Annotated in this window: 21 protein-coding genes; 13 read left to right on the top strand and 8 right to left on the bottom strand. The window is 71.2% G+C overall.

All coding sequences use genetic code 11. From position 1 onward, the window contains the following. Nucleotides 1-3 precede the first annotated feature (3 nt). Nucleotides 4-723 carry a hypothetical protein gene (locus ACFHWT_RS23775; RefSeq protein WP_416596898.1) on the bottom strand — a complete coding sequence of 240 codons (720 nt, stop codon included), beginning with the start codon at nt 721-723 and terminating at the stop codon, nt 4-6. Nucleotides 724-847: 124 nt separating this feature from the next. Here ACFHWT_RS23775 and ACFHWT_RS23780 point away from each other — a divergent pair, with 124 nt between their 5' ends. After that, a complete protein-coding gene (locus tag ACFHWT_RS23780) occupies nt 848-1,387 on the top strand; it encodes an NUDIX domain-containing protein (protein WP_416596900.1) in 540 nt (179 codons plus the stop codon). Continuing rightward, on the top strand, nt 1,384-1,983 hold the full coding sequence (locus ACFHWT_RS23785) for a DUF1707 SHOCT-like domain-containing protein (RefSeq protein WP_416596901.1): 600 nt from the start codon (nt 1,384-1,386) through the stop codon (nt 1,981-1,983). The genes ACFHWT_RS23780 and ACFHWT_RS23785 overlap by 4 nt, the downstream gene beginning before the upstream one ends. Here ACFHWT_RS23785 and ACFHWT_RS23790 read toward each other — a convergent pair. Continuing rightward, nucleotides 1,955-2,668 carry a 4'-phosphopantetheinyl transferase family protein gene (locus ACFHWT_RS23790; RefSeq protein ID WP_416596903.1) on the bottom strand — a complete coding sequence of 238 codons (714 nt, stop codon included), beginning with the start codon at nt 2,666-2,668 and terminating at the stop codon, nt 1,955-1,957. The genes ACFHWT_RS23785 and ACFHWT_RS23790 overlap by 29 nt on opposite strands. A gap of 42 nt (nt 2,669-2,710) precedes the next feature. Then, nucleotides 2,711-3,178, bottom strand: coding sequence for a DUF4878 domain-containing protein (locus ACFHWT_RS23795; protein WP_416596904.1), 468 nt, complete (start codon nt 3,176-3,178; stop codon nt 2,711-2,713). Nucleotides 3,179-3,449: 271 nt separating this feature from the next. Here ACFHWT_RS23795 and ACFHWT_RS23800 point away from each other — a divergent pair, with 271 nt between their 5' ends. Further along, nucleotides 3,450-8,264 (top strand): family 43 glycosylhydrolase, encoded by a 4,815-nt coding sequence (locus ACFHWT_RS23800; RefSeq protein WP_416596905.1) that lies wholly within the window; start codon nt 3,450-3,452, stop codon nt 8,262-8,264. Nucleotides 8,265-8,318: 54 nt separating this feature from the next. Here the strand turns inward: ACFHWT_RS23800 and ACFHWT_RS23805 are convergent, their stop codons facing one another. Continuing rightward, nucleotides 8,319-8,552, bottom strand: coding sequence for a TM2 domain-containing protein (locus ACFHWT_RS23805; protein ID WP_416596907.1), 234 nt, complete (start codon nt 8,550-8,552; stop codon nt 8,319-8,321). A 372-nt stretch (nt 8,553-8,924) separates the two neighbouring features. Between ACFHWT_RS23805 and ACFHWT_RS23810 the strand changes: the two genes are divergently transcribed. The 6 genes from ACFHWT_RS23810 (at nt 8,925) to ACFHWT_RS23835 (ending at nt 13,952) form a co-directional block, all read left to right on the top strand. Beyond that, the gene (locus ACFHWT_RS23810) at nt 8,925-9,119 is read left to right on the top strand and encodes a hypothetical protein (protein ID WP_416596909.1); all 195 of its coding nucleotides are present in this window, start codon (nt 8,925-8,927) and stop codon (nt 9,117-9,119) included. Between the two features lie 327 nt (nt 9,120-9,446). Continuing rightward, nucleotides 9,447-10,430 (top strand): zinc-dependent alcohol dehydrogenase, encoded by a 984-nt coding sequence (locus ACFHWT_RS23815; RefSeq protein WP_416596934.1) that lies wholly within the window; start codon nt 9,447-9,449, stop codon nt 10,428-10,430. 3 nt (nt 10,431-10,433) lie between these two features. Then, nucleotides 10,434-10,832 (top strand): 6-pyruvoyl trahydropterin synthase family protein, encoded by a 399-nt coding sequence (locus ACFHWT_RS23820; RefSeq protein ID WP_123600818.1) that lies wholly within the window; start codon nt 10,434-10,436, stop codon nt 10,830-10,832. After that, nucleotides 10,829-11,905 (top strand): glycosyltransferase family 4 protein, encoded by a 1,077-nt coding sequence (locus tag ACFHWT_RS23825; RefSeq protein WP_416596935.1) that lies wholly within the window; start codon nt 10,829-10,831, stop codon nt 11,903-11,905. Before ACFHWT_RS23820 ends, ACFHWT_RS23825 begins: the two co-directional genes overlap by 4 nt. A 47-nt stretch (nt 11,906-11,952) precedes the next feature. After that, nucleotides 11,953-12,780 (top strand): class I SAM-dependent methyltransferase, encoded by an 828-nt coding sequence (locus ACFHWT_RS23830; protein WP_416596910.1) that lies wholly within the window; start codon nt 11,953-11,955, stop codon nt 12,778-12,780. Between the two features lie 146 nt (nt 12,781-12,926). Further along, on the top strand, nt 12,927-13,952 hold the full coding sequence (locus tag ACFHWT_RS23835; protein WP_416596911.1) for a lysylphosphatidylglycerol synthase transmembrane domain-containing protein: 1,026 nt from the start codon (nt 12,927-12,929) through the stop codon (nt 13,950-13,952). 20 nt (nt 13,953-13,972) lie between these two features. On the opposite strand, the gene ACFHWT_RS23840 is transcribed toward ACFHWT_RS23835, so the two are convergent. After that, complete coding sequence (locus tag ACFHWT_RS23840) at nt 13,973-14,665, bottom strand: RibD family protein (protein WP_416596913.1); 693 nt, start codon at nt 14,663-14,665, stop codon at nt 13,973-13,975. 119 nt (nt 14,666-14,784) lie between these two features. Here ACFHWT_RS23840 and ACFHWT_RS23845 point away from each other — a divergent pair, with 119 nt between their 5' ends. Beyond that, nucleotides 14,785-15,492 carry a GTP cyclohydrolase II gene (locus ACFHWT_RS23845; RefSeq protein ID WP_416596915.1) on the top strand — a complete coding sequence of 236 codons (708 nt, stop codon included), beginning with the start codon at nt 14,785-14,787 and terminating at the stop codon, nt 15,490-15,492. A gap of 51 nt (nt 15,493-15,543) precedes the next feature. Here ACFHWT_RS23845 and ACFHWT_RS23850 read toward each other — a convergent pair whose 3' ends face one another. Then, nucleotides 15,544-17,073 (bottom strand): family 43 glycosylhydrolase, encoded by a 1,530-nt coding sequence (locus ACFHWT_RS23850; RefSeq protein ID WP_416596916.1) that lies wholly within the window; start codon nt 17,071-17,073, stop codon nt 15,544-15,546. Between the two features lie 90 nt (nt 17,074-17,163). Next, a complete protein-coding gene (locus ACFHWT_RS23855; RefSeq protein WP_416596917.1) occupies nt 17,164-18,717 on the bottom strand; it encodes a family 43 glycosylhydrolase in 1,554 nt (517 codons plus the stop codon). A gap of 292 nt (nt 18,718-19,009) precedes the next feature. Here ACFHWT_RS23855 and ACFHWT_RS23860 point away from each other — a divergent pair, with 292 nt between their 5' ends. Together ACFHWT_RS23860 and ACFHWT_RS23865 are read left to right on the top strand one after the other, a co-directional pair. Then, nucleotides 19,010-19,417 carry a hypothetical protein gene (locus tag ACFHWT_RS23860; RefSeq protein WP_416596918.1) on the top strand — a complete coding sequence of 136 codons (408 nt, stop codon included), beginning with the start codon at nt 19,010-19,012 and terminating at the stop codon, nt 19,415-19,417. A 111-nt stretch (nt 19,418-19,528) separates the two neighbouring features. Beyond that, nucleotides 19,529-19,798 carry an AbfB domain-containing protein gene (locus tag ACFHWT_RS23865; RefSeq protein ID WP_416596936.1) on the top strand — a complete coding sequence of 90 codons (270 nt, stop codon included), beginning with the start codon at nt 19,529-19,531 and terminating at the stop codon, nt 19,796-19,798. A gap of 64 nt (nt 19,799-19,862) precedes the next feature. Here the strand turns inward: ACFHWT_RS23865 and ACFHWT_RS23870 are convergent, their stop codons facing one another. After that, nucleotides 19,863-21,383 (bottom strand): PQQ-dependent sugar dehydrogenase, encoded by a 1,521-nt coding sequence (locus ACFHWT_RS23870; RefSeq protein WP_416596919.1) that lies wholly within the window; start codon nt 21,381-21,383, stop codon nt 19,863-19,865. Nucleotides 21,384-21,861: 478 nt separating this feature from the next. Here ACFHWT_RS23870 and ACFHWT_RS23875 point away from each other — a divergent pair, with 478 nt between their 5' ends. Further along, nucleotides 21,862-22,095 carry a glycoside hydrolase family 11 protein gene (locus ACFHWT_RS23875; protein WP_416596921.1) on the top strand — a complete coding sequence of 78 codons (234 nt, stop codon included), beginning with the start codon at nt 21,862-21,864 and terminating at the stop codon, nt 22,093-22,095. Nucleotides 22,096-22,102: the final 7 nt, after the last annotated feature.

Genomic DNA, 22,102 nt, shown 5'->3' on the forward strand with positions numbered 1-22,102 from the left:
AGGTTACCGCCGCCGGTCCAGGTAGCGCAGCGACCGGCGCAGGTAGTTGCGCGGGTTGGTGTCCAGGTGCCGGGCCCAGCGGGGCGGCAGGTCGTCGCGCAGCCAGGCGTACCGGCCCAGCGCGTAGCCGTACATCGGCTCGGTGAGGTAGCCGAGCCGGCTCGACTGCCAGCCGCCGGCTCGGCTCCGGTAGTCGAAGGCGGCGTTGGCGGTGAAGATGCCGAGTCCGAAAAAGACGGTGGTGAGGTCGGTGAGCGGCTCGTGGTCGGCGGCGTCGGGGCGGTGCCGGCCCTCGCCGATCAGGCGTTCGTGGGCCAGCTCGTGGGCGATGGTGGCGACCAGCGCCGTCGGCTGGCGGGCCTGCGCCCCGGCGATGGTGATCACGCCCCGGCCACCCTGGCGTACGTAGTGACCAGCGGCGCCCGAGGCAGCCTGCGCGTACGCCGGCAGGCTGGCAAGCAGCGCTGCTTCGGTGTCGTCGTCCGGCTCGAAGACCAGTTCGACCCGGTCGGGGTCGACTGCCATGTGCCGCGCGACGCGGTGCAGCACGGCCGCCACGTCCGCCTCGCTGCCGTGGTAGGCGCCGGGGAAGAACTCGTCGGTGGGCAGCACCACCGGAGCGCGTAGCGCCGGCTCGCCGAACTCGCGGATCAGCCAGGACAGCGACTCGTCGATCCAGTCCCGCTCGGTCTCCCGGACCGGGCACGCCGCGCTGAACAGCATCGGCACACCTCCCCGTACGGTTGCTGCCGTCAGGATCCCCGACCGGGGGCGGCGGCGGGTGCCCGGCGGCGGTCGGATAGGCGACAGCGGGTGTGACCCGGCGGCCGGCGTATCGTCGGTCGCTGTGACTGGCGTGCCCTACTCGTTCTGCTCGTCCTGCGGTGCCCGCTACCCGGCCGACGCCGGCTGGCCCCGGTCCTGTGACCACTGTGGGCAGCAGGTCTGGCGGAACCCGACGCCGGTGGCGGTCGCCGTGGTACCGGTGACGACTCCACAGGGGATCGGCGTGGTGGTGCAGCGACGCGACATCGAGCCGGCGCGCGGCGAGCTGGCGTTGCCGGGTGGTTTCATCGAGTACGGCGAGGACTGGCGTACCGCGGTGGTCCGCGAGCTGCGCGAGGAGACCGGCCTGGCCGGGCGGGCCGACCAGGTGCGGCTGTACGCCGTACGCAGCGTGCCGAACGGCGCCAGTCTGCTGATCTTCGGGTTGCTGCCGCCCCGACCGGCGCAGGCGTTGCCGGTGTCGGTGGCGACCGAGGAGGCCACCGAGTGGCTGGTGGTGACCGAACCGGTCACGTTGGCGTTCCCGTTGCACACCGAGGTGCTGGCGCACTACCTCGCCGATCCGACGGACCCGGCGTCGCTCGGTACCCTGTGGGCGTGAGCGACCTTCCTGACCGGCTGCCCCCTGACGGGCTGCGGGCCTCCGACGCCGACCGCGAGCAGGTGGCGGAGGTGCTGCGGGCCGCGGCCGCCGAGGGCCGGATAGATCTGCCCGAGTTGGACGAACGACTCGGCCGGGTGTACGCCGCCCGGACCTACGCGGAGTTGGAGCCGCTGACCCGGGACATTCCCCGTGCGGTGTCCGACACGGTGGCCCGGCGGGGCGATCACGGCCTGGCGCCGTCGCGTCCATCGCAGTGGGCGGTCGCGGTGATGAGCGGTTTCGACCGGCGCGGCCGGTGGGCGGCACCGGGAATGCTGCGGGCTTTCGCCTTCTGGGGCGGCGGCCGGATCGACCTGCGGGAGGCGCAGTTCGACGCGAACGCGATCCGGATCCGGGCCTGGGCGATCATGGGCGGGATCGAGATCGTGGTGCCGGACGACGCCGAGGTGTCAATCAGCGGGATCGGGCTGATGGGCGACTTCGGGCAGCGGGCCGCCGGGCTGGGCAGCCCCGGCGGGCCGAGGATCCACATCAACGGGTTGGCGTTCTGGGGCGGTGTGACGGTCAGACGTCGGGGCCGGCCGGGACGCTGATTGCGGCGACGATCAGACCGTTGCGGGCCAGCCACCGACCGGTGAACCCGGTCAGCGGCGTGCCGTCGGGCAGCGCCGGGCCGGGCACCAGCAGCCGGGCGGTGAAGTCCCCGTCGGTGGCGGTGCCACCGGGGCCGTCGGTGGCGGTGCCACCGGAGTCCAGGCTCGCCTCGACGTACGCCTGCTCGAAGCCGAGCCAGCGTTCCGCCAGCGGATACCACGCCTTGTAGACGGCTTCCTTGGCGCAGAACAGTAGCCGGTCCCAGTGCACCTGCGGGTGGGTGTCCCGGCGGGCGGCGAGCCAGGTGAGTTCGTCGGGCACGGTGATGCTGTTCAGCACTCCGGACGGCAGCGGCTCGTGTGGCTCGGCGTCGATGCCGACCGCGGCCAGGTCGACCGACCGGGCCACCACCGCCGCGCGGTAGCCGGCGCAGTGGGTGATGCTGCCGACCACCCCGGCCGGCCAGCGGGGTTCGCGGCGGGCGCCGGACGGCACCGGTACGCCGGGGAAGCCCAGCTCGGCGAGGGCTTCGTGGGCGCAGCGACGGGCGGTGCCGAACTCGCGGCGGCGCTTGTCGACCGCGTTGCCGAGCACCGCCGACTCCTCGGGGAACAGGGTGACCGGGACGCTGTCGTCGAACGCCTCGCGGGCGACCGCCGTGGCTGGCAGCAGTGCCTCGATCATCCCGCGCCGCCCTCCGTCACCGTCGTGGCAGGTGGTCGGGTGTCACTGGCAGACCCGCCATTCGCCGTTCTCCTCGACCAGTCTGACGGCCTCCTGCCGCTGCGCGCCACCGTCATAGGTGACTTCGACGGTGACAGTGCCGGACGTCCGCCCGTTGGTGGTCGACACGTTGACACCGACGATGTCGTACCCGGCGATCTGTCCGGCGGCGGACTCCTGCCGGACGTACTCCGTCTCGGACAGGGTGTCCCGCCGGTCCCGGCACAGTCGCTGGTAGGCGCCGGCGTAGTCGCCGGCGGACAGCGCGTCGAAGTGGGCGGTGGTGGCGTCGCGGGCCGGCTCGGTGGCCGCCGACACGGTCCGGTACAGCCAGAAGCCACCCCCTGCGACGCCGACGCAGCAGAGCAGGACGACGGCGAGCACGACAGCGACGATGATCACGGTCGTCCGCCGGCCGCGGCTCGGACCGGCGGGTGATGGTGGCGGTGGTGACGGCGGCTGGTAGCTCATGATCCGGATGCTAGAGGCCGCCCGCCACCTGCCGACGGGGACGGCCGGGGCGGCGACGTCGGCGTCGCGATCGGCCGGAGCGGGCCTGCCGGGCCGGTGCGTCCCTTGACGACGAGGCACGAACCGGTTAACACTCTCGCAACCGCCGTGTCACGGCGACGAATCGGGCGCTCTCGGACCCGGGCGTCGTCTGCCACATGTTGTTAACGCTAACAAGAGTTGATACCGAACCTCTGACAGCAAACCGGACGCCTCCCAGGAGGAGACACTCATGCCGCAGCGGGATCGACCGCGTACCGCCGGACCGCGACGAACAGCCGTGCCACCGCGACGAACAGTTCTGGCACCGCTCGCCGCCCTCGCCCTCACCGCCGGTCTGCTGGCCGCCGGTCCGACCACCGCCGCCGCGGCCGGACCGACCGACGGCCTCGTCCTGTGGTACGAACTGGACGCCACCGCCGGAACCGTCGCCACCGACACCTCCGGCAACGACCGGCACGGCACCGTGCACGGTGCCGCCGACTGGTCCGGCGCCGACGGACTGGGCCTCAACGGCAGTGACACGTACGTGGATCTGCCCGACGACGTGCTGCGCGACCTGACCTCGGTCACCGTGGCGATGGACGTGTTCATCGACCCGGCCCAGGTCACCCCGTACTTCATCTTCGGAATGGGCAACACCAGCGGCGGCACCGGCGACGGATACCTGTTCGCCACCGGCGACCAGTTCCGCGCAGCGATCGCCAGCGGCAACTGGTCCACTGAGCAGAACACCCGGCCGAACCCGTCCCGCAACCTCGCCCGGGGCGTCTGGAAACACCTCACCTACACCCAGGTCGGTAGCACCGGAGTGCTCTACGAGGACGGCGTCGAGGTCGGCCGCAACACCGCGGTCACCATCACCCCGGGGTCGATCGGTGGCGGCACCACCACCGCCAACTACATCGGACGCTCGGTCTACACCGGCGACAGCCACCTCGCCGGTCGGGTGCGGGACTTCCGCATCTACGACCGGGCGGTCACCGCCGACGAAGCCGCCCAGCTCGGTGCACGCGCGGCGGCCGCGGTCGTCGCCCACGACGCGGCCACGCTGGACCTCGGCGACACCAGCCGGGTCACCGCCGACCTCACCCTGCCGGCCACCGGGCCGGGCGGCTCGGGCATCGACTGGGCCTCCAGCGACCCGACGGTGGTCGCCACCGACGGTACCGTGACCCGACCGGCCGTCGGCGAACCCGACGCGCAGGCCACACTCACCGCCACCCTGCGCCGGGGCACCGTCACCGACACCAGGAGTTTCGAGGTGACCGTGCTGGCCGAATTCGACGACGCGCGCATCGTCGCCGACGCCGCCGCGGCGCTGACCGTGCACGACGTCAACGACGTACGCGGAAACCTGACCCTGCCCACGACGGGCGCCGACGGCACCACGGTGGCCTGGGCGTCGGACGACCCGGCGGTGATCACCACCGACGGGGTGGTCAATCGACCGGCACCTGGCGCCGGCGGCACCACCGTCACGCTGACCGCCACCGTCACCCGCAACACGGCGAGCGCCACCCGCGAGTTCACCGCCAGCGTCCCCGAACTGCCGGGACCGGCCGAGCGCACCGGCTACCTGTTCAGCTACTTCACCGGCGAGGGCACCGCTGACGGCGAGCAGGTCTACTTCGCGCTCAGCCAGGGCAACGACCCGCTGCACTGGCAACAGCTCAACGACGGCCGGCCGGTGCTCACCTCCACGCTCGGCGAGCAGGGCCTGCGGGATCCGTTCATCATCCGCTCCCCGGACGGCGACAAGTTCTACCAGATCGCCACCGACCTGCGGATCCACGGCAACGGCGACTGGGACGGCGCGCAGCGCCACGGCAGCAAGTCGATCATGGTGTGGGAGTCCACCGACCTGGTCAACTGGACCGACCAGCGCCTCGTCCAGGTCGCCCCGGACACCGCCGGCAACACGTGGGCGCCGGAGGCGTACTACGACCCGACGATCGGCGCGTACGTCGTCTTCTGGGCCTCGAAGCTCTACGCCGCCGACGACCCGGACCACACCGGCAGCACCTACAACAAGATGCTGTACGCCACCACCCGCGACTTCCACACCTTCTCCGAGCCGCAGGTGTGGGTCGACCCCGGCTACTCGGTCATCGACTCCACGGTGATCGACCACGACGGCGTCTACTACCGCTACACCAAGGACGAACGCAACACCTCCTCGTCGACGCCGTGCAGCAAGTTCATCCTCGCCGAGACGGCGACGTCGCTGCGCGACACCGGCTGGGAGTTCCTCGCCGACTGCATCGGCCATGGCGCGATGTCCCAGGGCGAGGGACCGACGATCTTCAAGTCGAACACCGAGGAGAAGTGGTACCTGTTCATCGACGAGTTCGGCGGGCGCGGCTACATCCCGTTCGAGACCACCGACCTCGCCTCCGGCGAGTGGACGCCGTCGAGTGACTACGCGCTACCGACCAGCCCGCGCCACGGCACCGTACTGCCGGTCACCCAGGCCGAGTACGACGCGCTGCTCGCCGCGTACGGACCGGACCCGGCACCGGAGCCGCCCGCCGCCGGGCTGCTGCTGCACTACGAGTTCGACGAGACCGGCGGCACCGTCGCCACCGACTCCTCCGGACAGGGCAGGCACGGCCGCTACGAGCGGACCCCCGCCTTCGGCACCGGGGTGCACGGCGGCTCGTTCAAGATGAGCGGCGGCGCCAGCAACTCCACCACCGCGCCGTACGTCACGATCCCCAACGGCGTGTTCGCCGGGGTCACCAGCACCACCGTGGCGACCTGGGTCAAGTGGGACGCCTCCAGCACCGCCAACCAGTGGATCTACGGGTTGGGGCCGGACCGGAACCGTTACCTGTTCAGCGGTCCGAACACCAACGGGGTGCTGTTCTCGGCGATCACCACCGGCAGCTGGCAGGCCGAGAAGCAGCTGCGGGCGTCGTCGGCGCTGACCGGCGGCGAATGGAAACACGTCGCGGTGACCGTCGACTCGGCCACCCGTACCGCCGTGATGTATCTCGACGGCGTCGCGATCGCCCGGGCCACCGACGTGGCCGTGCGCCCGGCGGACCTGCACGACGCCACCGGCAGCAATGCCGGCTACGTCGGACGGTCGCTGTACGGCGAGGATCCGTACTTCGCCGGTGAGGTCGACGACTTCCGGATCTACGGCCGGGCGTTGACCGCCGACGAGGTGTACGCCCTCGGCGGCGATCCGGCGGCGATCACCGATGCGACCCTGCCGCAGCTGAAGGTGGACGCGATCGTCGACGCCGACGACCGCCGGGTGATCCTGCCGGTCCGTCCGGACACCGATCTGACCGCCCTGGCCCCGGAGTTCACCCTCGCCCCCGGCGCCACCGTCGCACCGGCGTCGGGCACCGTCCGGGACCTGAGCGCACCGGTGACGTACACGGTCACCGGAGCGGACGGCGCCACCGCGACCTGGACCGTCGAGGCCCGGCTGATGCGCTCCCCGGTGCTGCCTGGCCTGTACGCCGACCCGAACATCGCGGTCTTCGGCGACCGGTTCTACCTCTACGCCACCACCGACGGTTTCGCCGGCTGGAGCGGCACGAAGTTCTCCGTGTTCTCCTCGGCGGACCTGGTGAACTGGACCGACCACGGGGTCATCCTGGACCTGGCGACCGACATCTCCTGGGCGGACAACAGCGCCTGGGCGCCGACCATCGCCGAACGCGACGGCAAGTGGTACTTCTACTTCAGCGGTGGCAGGGCCACCGGCGACACCGGTAAGCACCTCGGGGTCGCCGTCGCCGACTCGCCGACCGGGCCGTTCCGCGACGCGCTCGGCGAGCCGCTGGTGCCGGCGGGCACCTACCCCGGTCAGATGATCGACCCGGCGGTCTTCACCGACGACGGTCGCTCCTACCTGTACTGGGGCAACGGCTACGCCTACCAGGTCGAACTCAACGACGACATGGTGTCGTTCGACCCGGCGAAGGTGACCTCGCACCGGCCGGCCGGGTACAACGAGGGGGCCTTCGTCATCAAGCGCGACGGCCGCTACTACTTCATGTGGTCGGAGAACGACACCCGTAGCGAGGACTACCAGGTGGCGTACGCCGTCGGTGACTCGCCGCTCGGGCCGTGGAGCGAGCGGCGCGGCACCATCCTGCGCAAGGACCTGTCGCTGGGCATCAAGGGCACCGGGCACCACTCGGTGGTGCGGGTGCCGGGCACCGACGACTGGTACGTGGCGTACCACCGGTTCGCCATCCCGGACGGCGACGGCACCCACCGGGAGACGACCATCGACCGACTGGAGTTCGCCGACGACGGCTCCATCGTCCCGGTGGTGCCGACCTTGGAAAGCGTCGCGCCGATCCGGCCGGTCAACACCGCTCCGGTGGTGATCGCGGTCACCGGTCCGGCCGGTCCGGTCGCGGCCGGCACCGAGGTCAGCGTCACCGCGACCTTCACCGACTCCGGCACGGACGACACGCACCGCTGCGTGGTGGTCTGGGGCGACGACACCGTGGACGCCGGCACGATCGACGGGTCCGCCTGCGTCGCGGCGCACACCTACGCCCAACCGGGTGTGTACCGGCCGACGGTCACGGTGATCGACGACCGGGACGCCGCGCACACCCTGGCCGGCGGCTACGTGGCGGTGCGCCGGGCCGACGGCGGGCACGTCGCCGGCTCCGGCTGGGTCATCTCACCGGCCGGGGCGTACGTCGCAGACGAGGAGCAGGCCGGGCGGGCCGATTTCGGGTTCGTCGCGGCCACCGGGCCGGAAACGACCGGGCCGGGACCGGCGGCACTGCGGCTACGCCTCGGCGAGTGGGAGTTCGCCGCCACCAGCCACCGTGGGTACGTCGTCGACGGCCCACAGGTGCGGTTCAACGGCCGGGGCACGGTCAACGGCGCCGGCGACTACGAGTACCTGGTCGGGTTGAACGACGAGGCGCTGCGGGAGCAGGGCAAGGACCGGTTCTGGATCCGGATCCGGGAGGCGGACACCGAGACCGTGGTCTACGACAGCCGGATCAACGCCGACACCACCGCGCTCGGCGGCGGAGCGGTCGTCGTCGACGTCTCGTGACGCGGCTGGGGCGCTACCCGTACGGGTGGCGCCCCAGCCTGCAGGCTTCGCCGGTCACTTGGCCAGCGGCTGACCCTGCTTGTCGCTGAACTTGCCGATCAGGATGACGATGAGGTCGATCAGCACCCAGAGGCCGAGCCCGCCGAAGGTGACCAGCATCAGCACACCGGTGCCGATCTTGCCGACGTAGAACCGGTGCACACCGAGACCACCGAGGAAGAAGCAGAGCAGCAACGCGACGATCCAGGACTTCTGCTCGGTGGCCGGTACGGCCGTGGTCTGCGACATCGGTTTCCTTCCGAATAAGACGCTCGGCCCGGTCCTACATGGCCGAGCTGGGGTGAGTCGCCCGGACTGTCGGATCTGGACGACGACTCGGCAGGCTACCGCAGAACAGCGCGACTTGTTGTCCCGGGCGTGGGCTCGGTGTCGCTCCGGGCCCGGGTGAACGGTCATCATCCCGGGGCTTCCGGTCGCCGCCGATGGAGCGAACCTCGACGAGGCCATCGACGAGACGATCCTCGCCCTACGCGAGTACGCCGAGGATTGGCACGACCGGCTCCTCGACGCGCCCAACCATGCCGCCAACTGGGGACTGGTCCAACTGATCACCATCAGCAGCGACAGCCAGCTGCCCGAGTGGCTGGTGGGTTCCACCTGATGACCTGGCCGCAACCGGTCCGCCAGGCCCATGAGAAGTTCTGTCAGCACGAGCAGTGGACCCGGGTCCGAGACGCACGCGGACGGACCGGCACCCACCACGTCACCTTCGAGCTCGGGTTGGCAGACGGGCGCATTCTGCGGACCCGCCTCTCCCATCCGGTCGACCGCTCGGTGTACGGGCGGAGCCTGTAGGACCACATACTGCGCGATCAACTGGACGTCGCCGAGGACGAGTTCTGGGCCTGCGCCCGGGATGGGCTACTACCTAAGCGGAGTAATCCCGATATACCTGCCGAATCACTACCCGTCGAACTCGCGCATCTTCTGGTCAATCGCGTCGGCCTCAAAGAGTCCGACGTGGCCGCGATGACTACGGAGCAAGCGGTCGCTCGACTGAACCAGTACTGGGCTGACGGGTCCTGACACCGACCCGCCGGAAAGCCTGGTAGATCACCGATCGTCACCCTGCGTGCCCTGCGTATGGTTACCGTGGCCGGCCGGGACGACGAAGGGACGCCGATGACGCCGCGCGACCACGCGTTTTGGCTGCGTACCCCGGGCACCGGCGAGATCCGCCCGGTCGAGGTCAGCCCGCCCGGCGCCGGCGAGGTCCTGGTACGGACCCGGTTCACCGGGCTCAGCCGGGGCACCGAGACGCTGGTCTTCCGGGGCGAGGTGCCGCCCAGCCAGTACGCCGCGATGCGCGCCCCGTACCAGGACGGCGACTTCCCCGCCCCGGTCAAGTACGGCTACCTCAACGTCGGGCAGGTCGAGCAGGGCCCAGCCGCGCTCGTCGGGCGTACCGTCTTCTGTCTCTACCCGCACCAGACCCGGTACGTCGTGCCGGCCGACGCGGTCACCGTGGTCCCGGACACGGTGCCGGCCCGCCGCGCGGTGCTCGCCGGCACGGTGGAGACCGCGGTCAACGCGCTGTGGGACGCCGCTCCCCTGCTCGGCGACCGGATCGCCGTGGTCGGCGCCGGCATGGTCGGTGCCACCGTCGCCGCGCTCGCCGCCCGGTTCCCCGGCGTACGGGTCGAACTGGTCGACGTCGACCCCGCACGAGCCGCGACCGCCGCCGCGCTCGGCGTCGGCTTCGCCCACCCGGACACCGCCACCGACGGGTGCGACCTGGTGTTCCACGCCAGCGCCACATCGGCCGGGCTGGCCCGGTCGCTGGAGTTGCTCGCCGTCGAGGGCACGGTGGTCGACCTCAGCTGGTACGGCGACCGCCCGGTCACCGTGCCGCTCGGCGAACACTTCCACTCCCGCCGGTTGACCGTGCGCAGCAGCCAGGTCGGCCGGGTCGCCCCGGCCCGGCGCGACCGGCACGGGTACGCCGGACGGCTGGCTCTCGCCCTCGACCTGCTCGCCGACGAGAGGTTCGACACGCTGCTGACCGGTGAGAGCGACTTCACCAACCTGCCCGGAGTGCTGCCCCGGCTCGCGGCCGGCGAGTTGCCGGCGTTGTGCCACGTGATCCGTTACCCGACTGGAGGATGAGAAATGTTCAGCGTCACCGTCCGTGACCACATCATGGTCGCCCACAGCTTCACCGGTGACGTGTTCGGCCCGGCGCAACGGCTGCACGGTGCCACCTTCGTCGTCGACGCCACGTTCAAGCGCACCGACCTCGACAGCGACAACATCGTCGTCGACATCGGCCTGGCCACCGAGCAGCTCAAGGCCGTACTGGCCGAGTTGAACTACCGCAACCTCGACGACGAGCCGGCGTTCGCCGGGGTCAACACCTCCACTGAATGGCTGGCCAAGTTGATCGCCGACCGGCTGGCCGACCGGGTGCACGCCGGCGACCTCGGTGCCGGCGCCCGTGGTCTGACCGGAATCGGCGTCACCCTGCACGAGTCGCACATCGCCTGGGCGAGCTACGAGCGGGCGCTCTGACGCCGATGGTCGTCGTGGTACTGCCCGGCAACGTGGCCGATCCGACCACCCCCAGCGGCGGCAACGCCTACGACCGGCGGGTCTGCGCCGGTCTGGCCGTGACCGGATGGCCGGTGCGCGAGATCGCTCTTCCCGGTGCCTGGCCGCGCCCGGACCGGACGAGCCGCCGGGCGCTCGTCGACCACCTCGCCACCCTGGCCGACGGCACGGTGGTGCTGATCGACGGTCTGGTTGCCTGCGGGGTGCCCGAGGTGGTCGGACCGCACGCCGACCGGCTACGGCTGGCCGTGCTGGTCCACCTGCCACTCGCCGACGAGACCGGGCTGGACCCGGCCGAGGCGGCCGCCCTGGACCTGGCCGAACGCGCGGTACTCGGCGCGGCGGCGGTGGTGATCGCCACCAGCGACGCGGCGGCACGCCAACTCGCCGCCCGCCACGGTCTGGCCGCCGACCGGATCCGGGTGGCGGTCCCGGGTGTCGCACCGGCACCCCTGGCGAACCGGGACCCGACCGGCCGACGGCTGCTCTGCGTCGCGTCGGTCACCCCCCGTAAGGGCCACGACGTACTCGTCGAGGCGCTCGCCACCGTCACCGACCTGGACTGGGAATGTCTCTGCGTGGGAGCGCTCACCGCCGCCGCGTACGTCGACCGGGTCCGGCAGCGGATCGCGTACCACCGGATCGGGGACCGTGTCACGCTGGCCGGGCCCCGCGCGGCGGCGACGTTGGCCGGCACGTACGCCGACGCCGACCTGCTGATCCTGCCGTCGCACGCCGAGACGTACGGCATGGTGATCACCGAGGCGCTGGCCTGCGGCATCCCGGTGCTGGCCAGCGACGTCGGCGGGGTGCCGCAGGCACTGGGTCGCACCGACGCTGGTGAGCGACCGGGTCGGCTGGTGCCGCCCGCCGACCCGGCGGCGCTCGGTGCGGCGGTACGTCGCTGGCTGACCGACGGCGGCGAGCGGGAGCGGTTGCGGGCGGCCGCCGTCGCGCGCCGGGCCGGACTGCCCGACTGGGCGGACACGGCCGCCAGGGTCGGCGCGGTACTGCGCGAACTGGGTCGGCGCTGACGGCGGCGCGCCGCAGCGGTGTCGCCGGCCAGCGGAGGGAGACTTTCATGGAGACGATCGAGTCGGCCGGGTACAGCCCGGCGTGGTTGGGACTACGGGAGCCCGCGGACGCGCAGGCGCGCTCGGCGGAACTGGTCGCCGAGGTACGCCGGCTGCTGACCGGCGCCGCCCGCACCGAGATACACGACCTCGGCTGCGGCACCGGGTCGATGGGCCGGTGGCTGGCCCCGCAGCTGCCCGGTGCCCAGCACTGGGTGCTGCACGACCGCGACCACGAACTGCTGCGCCATGCCGAGGCCCGGATGGCCCCGGCGGCGTCCGACGGCGCACCGGTCACCGCGACGGTACGCCGCGACGACGTCACCGCGCTCACCGTCGACGACCTCGTCGGCGCCGACCTGGTCACCGCCTCGGCGCTGCTGGACCTGCTCACCGCCGACGAGGTGGACCGGCTGGCGGCGACCGTTCGGGCGGTCGCCTGTCCGGCGTTGCTGACCCTGACCGTGGTCGGTGACGTACGGTTCGACCCCGCCGACCCGCTCGACGGGGAGCTGACGGCCGCGTTCAACGACCATCAGCGGCGGCACAGCGCGGGTCGGCGGCTACTCGGCCCGTCGGCGGTGGAAGCGGCGACCGAAGCGTTCACCCGGCACGGGGCCACCGTGCTGGTGCGGCCCAGCCCGTGGCTACTCGGCCCGGAGCGGGCCGAGCTGACCGAACGGTGGCTGGACGGCTGGATCGCGGCGGCGTACGAGCAGCGGCCGGAGCTGGCCGCCCGGCCAGGGGGCTACCGGCGTCGCCGGCTCGCCGCTGCCGTCGCCGGTGAGCTGGGGGTCACCGTGGAACACCGGGACATGTTGGTCGTGCCCGGCTGAGGCTTGCACAGCATACTTCCGGTGCCGGGCAGGTGAACCGGAGGAGACACCGCCGCGTATCTGTCGGCGGAGGCTCATCGAGGGGGGCACGTAATGCACAGGGCGAAGCGCCCGTTGCGCACGGCCGGCACCGGCCGTGACGCACAGTGAAGGGCAAGGTCTGGGCCTGGCTGCGACTGACCGGTGGGGTGACCATCCTCGGGCTGCTGGTCTGGCGGCTCGGCACCAACGCGTTCCTGGACGGGATGCGGGTGATCGACGCGCGGGTGCTGCTGCTGGCGGTCGGGATCGGGCTGTTGACCACGGTCTGCAGCGCTTGGCGGTGGTGTCTGGTCGCCCGGGGGATGGGGCTGGCGCTGCCGCTGGCCGGGGCGGTCGCCGACTACTACCGGGCGATTTTCCTCAACGCCGCGCTGCCCGGTGGGGTGCTGGGTGACGTGCACCGCGCGGTCCGGCACGGCCGTGAGGTGGCCGACGTGGGCCGGGGGGTACGCGCGGTGGTGCTGGAGCGGACCGCCGGTCAGCTGGTGCTGTTCGCGGTCGCCGCAGGGGTGCTACTGACGTTGCCGGTGCCGGCACCCGCGCGGCTGGTCACCGCGGCTCAGGTCGCGGTGGCCATGGTCACGGCGGCGGCGCTGGTGGTGGCGCTGTTCGTGGCGGTACGCCGCCGTCGGCCACGGGTCCGTCGAACGGCAGCCGCCGGGTCCATCGGGTCCTGGTGGACCCGCGCGGTCGGGCGGACCGTCGCCGACCTGCGCAGCGGTCTGCTGGCCCGACGGACCTGGCCGGGGGTGGCGTTGCTGTCGGTAGCCGCGCTGGCCGGTCACCTCGCCACGTTCCTGGTCGCGGCCCGCGCGGCCGGGTCGACGGCTCCGCTGCACCAGCTGGCACCGTTGATGGTGCTGGCGTTGTTGGCGATGGCGGTGCCGTTGAACGTCGGCGGCTGGGGACCGCGGGAAGGGGTGACCGCGTGGGCGTTCGGTGCGGCCGGGCTCGGCGCGGGCCTCGGGTTGACCGTCGCCGTGGTGTACGGCCTGCTGGCGTTGACGGCAAGCCTGCCGGGTGCCGGTGTGCTGGCGGTCCGCTGGTTGCGTCGGCTGCCGGCGGTCCGGCAACGGCCGCCGTTGCGGCTACGGCTACGGCTACGCCCGCGACCACGTCCGGCGACGTGACGATCCGCCGGGCTGGTCGGCTACTGCTCGCCGAACCGGGACGACAGGGCGTAGCGCAGCAGGGCCACGTCGCCGATCTGGCGGACCTCGACCAGCGTCGCCCGCCGGTCGGCGTGCCACGGGAAGCTGCCGTCGCCGACGAACCGGGGTGCCCGGGAGTCGCCGACGAAGATCGGGGCGACCACCAGGTGCAGTTCGTCGGCCAGGCCGGCGGTGAGGAACTGGGTGTGCACCCGTCCGCCGCCTTCGACCATCAACCGGCCGACGCCCCGGACGTGCAGGTCACCGACGACCCGTCGCAGGTCGACCGGGTCACCGCAGTCGACGACGGTGGCGAGTCCGGCGAGCCGGCTGCGGGCGCTGTCCAGACTCGCCGTGGCGCAGTACACGACCTTGTCGACGTCGCCGACAGTGAAGAACCGCGCCTGCGGGTCGAGATCGGCGCTGCCGGTGACGGTGACCTTCATCGGGGTGGGTGGGTGGCCGGCGGCCACCCGCCGCCGCCGGCGGTCCGCCGACCGGACCAGCAAGCGAGGGTCGTCGCGGCGTACCGTGCCGGCCCCGACCAGGATCGCGTCGCAGTCGGCGCGTACCGCGTCGACCCGGTCGAAGTCGGCGTCGTTGGACAGCAGCAGGCGCCGCCCGCTCGCGTTGTCCAGATATCCGTCGATCGACATGCCGCAGCTGAGCAGGACGTAGGGTCGCTCAACCACTGATGGCACCTCCTCGACGACCGAAAGATAGCCTGCATGCGAGGCCGGCACACATTCTCCCGTACGGCTCATGTGTCGGTGCCGGCGCTCTGCGCAGCACATCACCGATAGGACGCACGATGCTTGAACCGCCGCCCCACGCTCCGGTCAACGGTAAGCGCGCCGCCACCAACGGGACGGGTCCCGCGCCGACGGCGACGGTCCGCCGGCAGGTGACGGTGCCGCTGCGGTTCGCCGACGGCTACACCGCCAGCGCCCGGGTCTTCACCTTCGACGGCCTGACCGACCGACGCGAGCACGTGGCGCTGGGTCTGGGCGACTGGGACCGGGCGTTGGACCGGGCCGCCGACGGTGGCGACCCGCCACTGGTACGCCCGCACAGCGAATGCCTGACCGGCGACGTGTTCGGCAGTCAGCGGTGTGACTGCGGCCCGCAGCTGCGGGAGGCGGTGGAGCGGATCGCCGCTCACGGCGGCTTCCTGCTCTACCTGCGGCAGGAAGGGCGGGGCATCGGGCTGTACGCCAAGCTCGACGCCTACGCGCTGCAGGACGCCGGGTTGGACACGTTCGAGGCGAACGTGGCGCTGGGCCGGGGTGAGGACGAACGCGACTACACGGTCGCGGCGCAGATGTTGCTCGCGCTCGGCGTGCACCGGGTGGCCCTGCTCAGCAACAATCCGGACAAGGCGGCGCAGCTCACCGGGCTCGGGGTCACGGTGACCGAACAGATCCCCACCGGTGTGCACGTCTCGGCGGCGAACATGCGCTACCTGGCCGCCAAGGCGAACCACGCCGCACACACCATCGATCTGTCGGTGACCGACTGACGGAGCCGGTCACCGGCAGATCGACAGCTCATCGGCCCGGTGCGGCGGCGGTCACTCGCCCGACGGAGCGGGCAGGGTGACGCCGAGCCGGACCGGGGTGCCGAAGTTCGGCGTACCGTCGGCGTTCCAGGTGAACTTCTGGGCCCGGGTGGACCGGTTCATGTCGCAGCCGCCGGACGCCGAGTCGTTGCCGTGGTAGACGATCCAGTCCTCGGTGCCGTCCGGTGAGGTGAAGAAGCCGTTGTGGCCCGGCGCGTAGACGCCGTTGGCGTCGCTGCGCTGGAACACCGGGGTGGGATGCTTGGTCCACGACGACGCACTCAGCGGGTTGCTCCCGGTCAGAGTGAGCATGCCGAGCTTGTAGTCGGGGCCCCAGCAGGCGCTCGCCGAATAGATGATCATCGTACGGCCGTTGTGGTAGAGCGGCTCCGGGCCCTCGGTCACCGGATGGGTCTGCCGCTCCCAGCTCAGGGTGGGCGAGGTGAGCCGGACCCGGGAGCCGCTGATCGTCCAGGGGTTGCTCATCGGGGTGATGAACAGGCTCTGCCCGTTGCTGCCCGCGTTGTAGGTGCCAAGCAGGTATAGGTCGTTGTTGACCCGCAGCACACTGGCGTCGAGTTGCCAGTCGCTGCCGAGATCGGCCTTGAAAATGTACGGCCCCATCGGGTCGGTGCCGGCGCTCTCCAGTACGTGCAGCCGCTGGGTCGGGTTGAAGTCGGCGACATTCTGCCCGGCCACGTAGTACAGATACCAGCGCGGCCCGTTGGGCCCGTCGATCAGGTGGAACTCCGGCGCCCACATGTTGCAGCAGCCGTTGGGCCGCCCGGCGAGGTTGAACACCACCTGGTCCGGTGCGCTGGACAGCCCGGCGAGCGTGGCCGAGCGACGCATGGTGATCGTCGAGTTCCAGGTGGTGGTGGCCAGGTAGTAGTACCCGGCGTGGTACTGCAGCCAGGGGTCCGGGCCGTTGCGCTTGATCGGGTTGGTGAAGGTCCCGGCCGGCGGCGTGCCGGCCGTGTCGACCGGGATCATCTGCCACTGCTGGTTGTAGCCGTCGAGGTCCTGGTACTGCGACACCATCGCGCCGTCCGCTGTGGACCACTCCCACACGTCGACGGCCTTGGCGGAGTGCCGGTTGATCAGTCGTACGTAGCCGCCGGCCGAGTCGGCCAGCCGGAAGTGCTGCCGGGTGTCGCCCCGGTCGGCGTTCTGAATCAGCTGGATGCCGTCGTTGGCGTTGGGCAGTTCGAGGACCTTGCCGCTGTGCCGCGACTGCACCCGGTAGTAGCCGTTGCCGGCGTCGAGGAACCGCCACTGCTGCCAGGCGCCGTCGTTGCGGGCGTACTGGTTGATCGCCGCGCCGTCGTGGGTGGCCAGGTCGTACACATCGAGTGCCTTGCCGCTGTGCCGGTTGACCAGCACGTAGTAGATGTTCGGATCGGCGGTCGCCGCCACGGCGGCGGGTGCGGCCACCGCCGTCACCGCGGCGGCCACCGCCAGTACGACGGCGCCGGCGGTACCGGCCCGCCAGGGCCGGCGGCGCCGGCTCCGGACAGGCCACAGTTGGCGGATGGGTCTCATCGGGTACTCCTTCGCGTGGTCGGGGTCGGCACCGGTGCGTGCGCCGACAGCGAACGCCCGCAGGTCGGGGCGGCCGGTAGGCGTGGGCGGTCAGTACAGGTAGGGCCAGCCGGCCGCGTCGTAGCCGATCCGGTTGATGCCGAGCAACGCGGCACCGTTGTTCGCGTAGTAGTGGTAGACGAGGTAGTCGCCGTCGGCGTCGGCGAGCACCGCCTGGTGGCCCGGTCCGTTGACACCGCCGTGGCCAGCCAGGATCTGGGTGCCGCCGCCCGCGGTGAGCAGGTTGCCGGACCGGTCGGTGAAGGGACCGGTCACGCTGGTCGACCGGCCGACCATCACGCGGTACGTGCTGGCCGCGCCCTGGCAGCACCGGTCGAAGGAGACGTACAGGTAGTAGTAGCTGCCGCGCTTGACCAGCGTCGGTGCCTCGACCGCGCCGCCGCCGCGACCCGCGAGGCTGTGCATGGCCGAACCGGACCGCCGGCCGGTACCGGGGTCGATGGCGATCATCTTGATGCCGGACCAGAACGACCCGAAGCTCAGCCACCAACGGCCCTGGTCGTCGACGATCAGGTTCGGGTCGATGGCGTTGAAGTTGTCCGAGCTCTGTGACTCGACGACCAGCCCCTGGTCGGTCCAGCTGCCGGAGGTGCCGGTGGAGCTGGTGGCCAGGAAGATGGCGGACCGGTTCGATCCGAATGTCGACGCCGAGTAGTACAGGTAGTACCGGTTGTCGTGGAACGACAAGTCCGGTGCCCACAGGTTGCGGCTGCCACCGGTGTACGGGGTCGTCCACGGCGCGCCACCGGGGAAGACCGACCCGGCGTTGCGGAAGCTGACCCGGTCGGTGGACGTCTTCAGCGCCACGTCGTTGCCGGTGTGGGCCATCAGGTAGCCGCCGGTCGGCCGGCGGATCATGCTCGGATCGTGCACCCCGGTGTCCCCGGTGACCCGCATGGGGTCCGGGTAGGAGCCGGGTGGGTTGCCGGGGGTGGGGGTCGGCGCCGAGGTGGGCGGATTGGTCGTCGGTGTGCCGGGGGCGTCGACGCGGACCAGCTGCCACTGCTGGTTGGTGCCGTTCCAGTCGGTCCACTGGCTGATCCGGGCACCGTCGGCGGTTGAGCGTTCCCACACGTCGAGGGCCTTGTCACTGTTGCGGTTGATCAGGCGTACGTGGCCGGCGTCGGAGTCGGCGAGCCGCCACTGCTGGCTGGTCCGGCCGACATCGGTCCACTGGACCACGTCCGCGCCGTCGACGGTCGACGAGTCGCGAAGGTCGAGGACCTTGCCGCTGTGCCGGGACCTGAGCCGGTAGTAGCCGTTGCCGGCGTCGACGAACTGCCACTGCTGCCAGGCGCCGTCGTTGCGCGACCACTGCACTATCTGCGCGCCGTCGCCGGTGGCCCGCTCGTACACGTCGAGGGCCTTGCCGCTGTGCCGGGCCACGAGCACGTACCAGGCGGTCGTGTCGACGGTGGCGGCGGAGGCGACCGGCGGCGCGGCGGCGATCGCGCCGCCGGCCAGCAGGACGCCGGCGACCAGCCCGACGGCGAGCAGCGGGGGGCGCCTGCGCCGGGTGGATGTGCGACGTCGCTGGGCTGTGGTCAGCACCCGAGCTGCCGGGGGTGCGGGAAGTGTGGACATGACCAGGTTCCTTCCGTCGGGCCGTCGCGACCCCGACAGGCTCGACGAGGTCGCGACAGGCCGCGCGACCGGAGGACGGACCGATCGCGCTCGCGAGGGGTGCCACCCGCGCCGACCGGCTGGACCGCTGGCGGCCCCGGCGACGGGTGTGGCGTCTTGCCCGGACGTATTGATGATGTTTGCGATAACAACCGTGAATGTCAAGAGATCCGGCAGAGCAACCACCATCAGATCAAGGAAGCCTTAGCAAGCCCTTATGCAAATTAACTGCAACACCAGCCACGAGCAACTCTTGACCGATGTCAATGTTAACGATAACCTTCGGCAACGCAACCTGTCAGTGACGACCAATGTGGAGCGGGTCGGCCATGTTGACGAGAAGGCAGCTAATCCGGTCGTCACCCCCAGCGCTGGGACGCACGGCCTGCGAGACCCGTTCGTCATGCGCAGGCAGGACGGCACGTTCGCGGTGCTCGCGACCGACCTCAACGGCAAGGACTTCACCCAGCAGAACCAGTACATCCACCTCTGGGACTCGGCCGACCTGCGCAGCTTCACCGGGTACCGACGGGTGCGCATGCCCTCCATGACCACCCACATTTGGCACCCGAGGGGTTCTGGGATGCCGGCCGCGACCAGTACGGCATCGTCTACTCGGCCCGCAGCGGCAACGTCGGCAGCAACAGCTGGTCGGCGCTGAACAAGGCCCAGTACACCCAGCCGTTGAACGTTAAACATCCCACCATCGCCCGATCACCGCACGGATCAGACCAATCTGCTAGCCCGCTGGGGTGCACCCGGCTGGAACCGGATCAAGTCCTACAACTTCCCCGACAGGTATCTACGACACGCCGACTACGAGCTGGTGCTGGCCGTCGACGACGGCTCGTCGCTGTTCGCCGCGGACGCGACCTTCCACCGTACGCCCGGTCTGGCGGACGCGGCCTGGACCTCGTTCCGGTCCCACAACCTGCCCGACCGCCACCTCCGGCACGCCAACCACGTCCTGCGCCTCGACCCGATCTCCAGCGGCTCGTCGGCCGTCGACCGCCAGGACGCGACGTTCCACGTCGGCCACTGAGCCGGCCGGCGCCGGCCGGGGTGGGCGGGAACCCCACCACGGCCGGACGCCGGTCCGGACCTGTTCAGCCGACCTGGCACGCGGTCCCGTCGAGCCGGAAGTCGGTCGGACTGGGGTTGCTGCCACTGTAGGTGGCCTGGAAGCCGAAACTGACCGTGCCGTTGGTCGGCAGGTTGGCGTTCCAGGCGGCGTTGCGGGCGGTCACCACCTGACCGGACTGGCTGATCTGGCTGTTCCATCCGTTGGTGATCTGCTGGTTGCCGGCGAAGGTCCAGGTCAGTGTCCAGCCGTTGCGCGACGCGCCGCGGTTGGTGATCCGTACGTCCGCAGTGAACCCGCTCCCCCACTGGTTGACCTGGTAGGAGACCTGGCAGCTACCGCTCGGCGGCGGGGTGGTCGGCGGGGCCGTGGTCGGCGGCGGTGGCGTGGTCGGGGGTGCGGTGGTGGGAGGGGCGGTGGTGGGTGGCGGGGTCACGGCGTCGAGGGGCGGGAAGCGCAGAATCCGGTCGTCGTCGGCGGCTGGCTGCCCCCGACCGTCCCGGTTGCTGGTGGTCACCCAGAGCCAGCCGTCCGGTCCGTACTCCACGGTACGTAGCCGCCCGTAACTGCCGAGCAGTTCAGCGCTCGGGGTGCCGACGCCGCCGGACCCGTCGAGCGGCACGTTCCACAGCCGGTTGCCGCGCAGCGTGGCGACGTACAGCCGGTTCCCGACGATCGCGGCGCCGCTCGGCGAGGCCTCGGCGGGGGTCCAGACCAGCAGCGGGTCGCGGAACCGGGGATCGTTGGCCCGACCTTCGACGATCGGCCAGCCGTAGTTGCCGCCGGCGACGATCAGGTTGATCTCGTCCCAGGCGTTCTGTCCGAACTCGGTGGCGTAGAGCCGGCCCTGTGCGTCCCAGGCCAGCCCTTGGACGTGCCGATGGCCGAGGCTGTAGACGAGCGACCCCGGGAAGGGGTTGTCGGCCGGAGCGCCGCCGTCCGGGCGCATCCGCAGGATCTTGCCGTTGCGGCTCTGCTGGTTCTGTGCGTGCGAGGTCTGCCCGGCGTCGCCGACGCCGGCGTAGAGCATGCCATCGGGGCCGAACGCGATCCGGCCGCCGTTGTGGATGGCCGCGCGGGCCAGCCCGGTGAGGATCGGCTGCCGGTTCTGCGGCGAGGTGAGCCGGAACCGGACGATCCGGTTGTCGGTCGCGGTGGTGTAGTAGACGTAGACGTAGTCGTCCTGCGCGAACGTCGGCGAGACCGCGAGCCCGAGCAGACCGCCCTCGCTGACCGGGGTCGCGTCGGGGATCGTGACCACCGGCTGCGGCTGCTGGCCGGGCCGCACCCGGACCACCTGGCCGGTACCGCGCTGGGCCACCAGTGCGCTGCCGTCGGGCAGGAAGTCCATCCCCCACGGCACCTGGAGTCCGGTCGCGGCTACCGCCGGGCGGGAAAAGTCGAAGTCGCCGAGGGCGTTCGCGCCGATCGGGCCGGCTGCTCGGTCACCGGCGGCCGGAGCGGCACCGGCCGCCGCGGTGACGCCGACACCTGTCGCGACGAGGCCGGCAGTGAGTACGGCCCCCAGCACGGTTCTGAGCTTCATGGGCACACACCTCTCAGATTGAGCGATGCATGTCAATGTATCAATTTAATCGCCCACGTCGCACGAACTGGTCACGCAGGACGGACTGATGGCCGGTGAGCTGCTGGCACCGGCCGCACCGCACCGGGTGGACCCCGATGGCACCGTTACCCAGGTGGCGGACGAGCCGTGGTTCCCCAACGGCAGCGTACTCACTGACGATGGCGTCCTGCTGGCGGTGGAGACGTTCGGCAACCGGGCTCGGCCGTCTACGCCTGTGCCCTCGGTGGCGCCGACCGCCGGACGCTGTTCGCCTGCGCCGCGCTTCCTGCGGTCACGGCGACCGCGCCGGCCGGCACTGCCCACGCCGACGAAGCCCGATCCCGCCCGGTGGTCACCACCAACCAGACCGGCACCCACGACGGCTACTCCTACGCCTACTGGTAGGACATGGGCGACAGCACCATGGCCCGGGACCGCAGGGCCAGTACGGCGCCCGGTGGACCGGCATCAACAACTGGTTCGGCGGCAAGGGCTGGGCTACCGGTACTACAGCATCCGTCAGCAGAAGCGCTTCAGTGGGACCATCGACACCGGCGACCACTTCGACGCGTGGGCCCGCGCCGGCATGCACCTCGGCACCACCATGGGCTCCATCACCGCACCTGACCAGTGCAAACACCTCGACCGGCGGGAGCACTCACACCGCCACCACGTGTCGACGACGCACTGACTGAGGC

The sequence above is a fragment of the Micromonospora sp. LOL_021 genome (genome assembly GCF_048060215.1).
Taxonomy (GTDB): domain Bacteria; phylum Actinomycetota; class Actinomycetes; order Mycobacteriales; family Micromonosporaceae; genus Micromonospora_E.

Coding starts and splice junctions, on each gene's coding strand:
- ACFHWT_RS23775 (WP_416596898.1), bottom strand. CDS start 723: ATGCTGTTCAGCGCGGCGTGCCCGGTCCGGGAGACCGAGCGGGACTGG.
- ACFHWT_RS23790 (WP_416596903.1), bottom strand. CDS start 2,668: ATGATCGAGGCACTGCTGCCAGCCACGGCGGTCGCCCGCGAGGCGTTC.
- ACFHWT_RS23795 (WP_416596904.1), bottom strand. CDS start 3,178: ATGAGCTACCAGCCGCCGTCACCACCGCCACCATCACCCGCCGGTCCG.
- ACFHWT_RS23800 (WP_416596905.1), top strand. CDS start 3,450: ATGCCGCAGCGGGATCGACCGCGTACCGCCGGACCGCGACGAACAGCC.
- ACFHWT_RS23805 (WP_416596907.1), bottom strand. CDS start 8,552: ATGTCGCAGACCACGGCCGTACCGGCCACCGAGCAGAAGTCCTGGATC.
- ACFHWT_RS23810 (WP_416596909.1), top strand. CDS start 8,925: ATGACCTGGCCGCAACCGGTCCGCCAGGCCCATGAGAAGTTCTGTCAG.
- ACFHWT_RS23815 (WP_416596934.1), top strand. CDS start 9,447: ATGACGCCGCGCGACCACGCGTTTTGGCTGCGTACCCCGGGCACCGGC.
- ACFHWT_RS23820 (WP_123600818.1), top strand. CDS start 10,434: ATGTTCAGCGTCACCGTCCGTGACCACATCATGGTCGCCCACAGCTTC.
- ACFHWT_RS23830 (WP_416596910.1), top strand. CDS start 11,953: ATGGAGACGATCGAGTCGGCCGGGTACAGCCCGGCGTGGTTGGGACTA.
- ACFHWT_RS23845 (WP_416596915.1), top strand. CDS start 14,785: ATGCTTGAACCGCCGCCCCACGCTCCGGTCAACGGTAAGCGCGCCGCC.
- ACFHWT_RS23850 (WP_416596916.1), bottom strand. CDS start 17,073: ATGAGACCCATCCGCCAACTGTGGCCTGTCCGGAGCCGGCGCCGCCGG.
- ACFHWT_RS23855 (WP_416596917.1), bottom strand. CDS start 18,717: ATGTCCACACTTCCCGCACCCCCGGCAGCTCGGGTGCTGACCACAGCC.
- ACFHWT_RS23870 (WP_416596919.1), bottom strand. CDS start 21,383: ATGAAGCTCAGAACCGTGCTGGGGGCCGTACTCACTGCCGGCCTCGTC.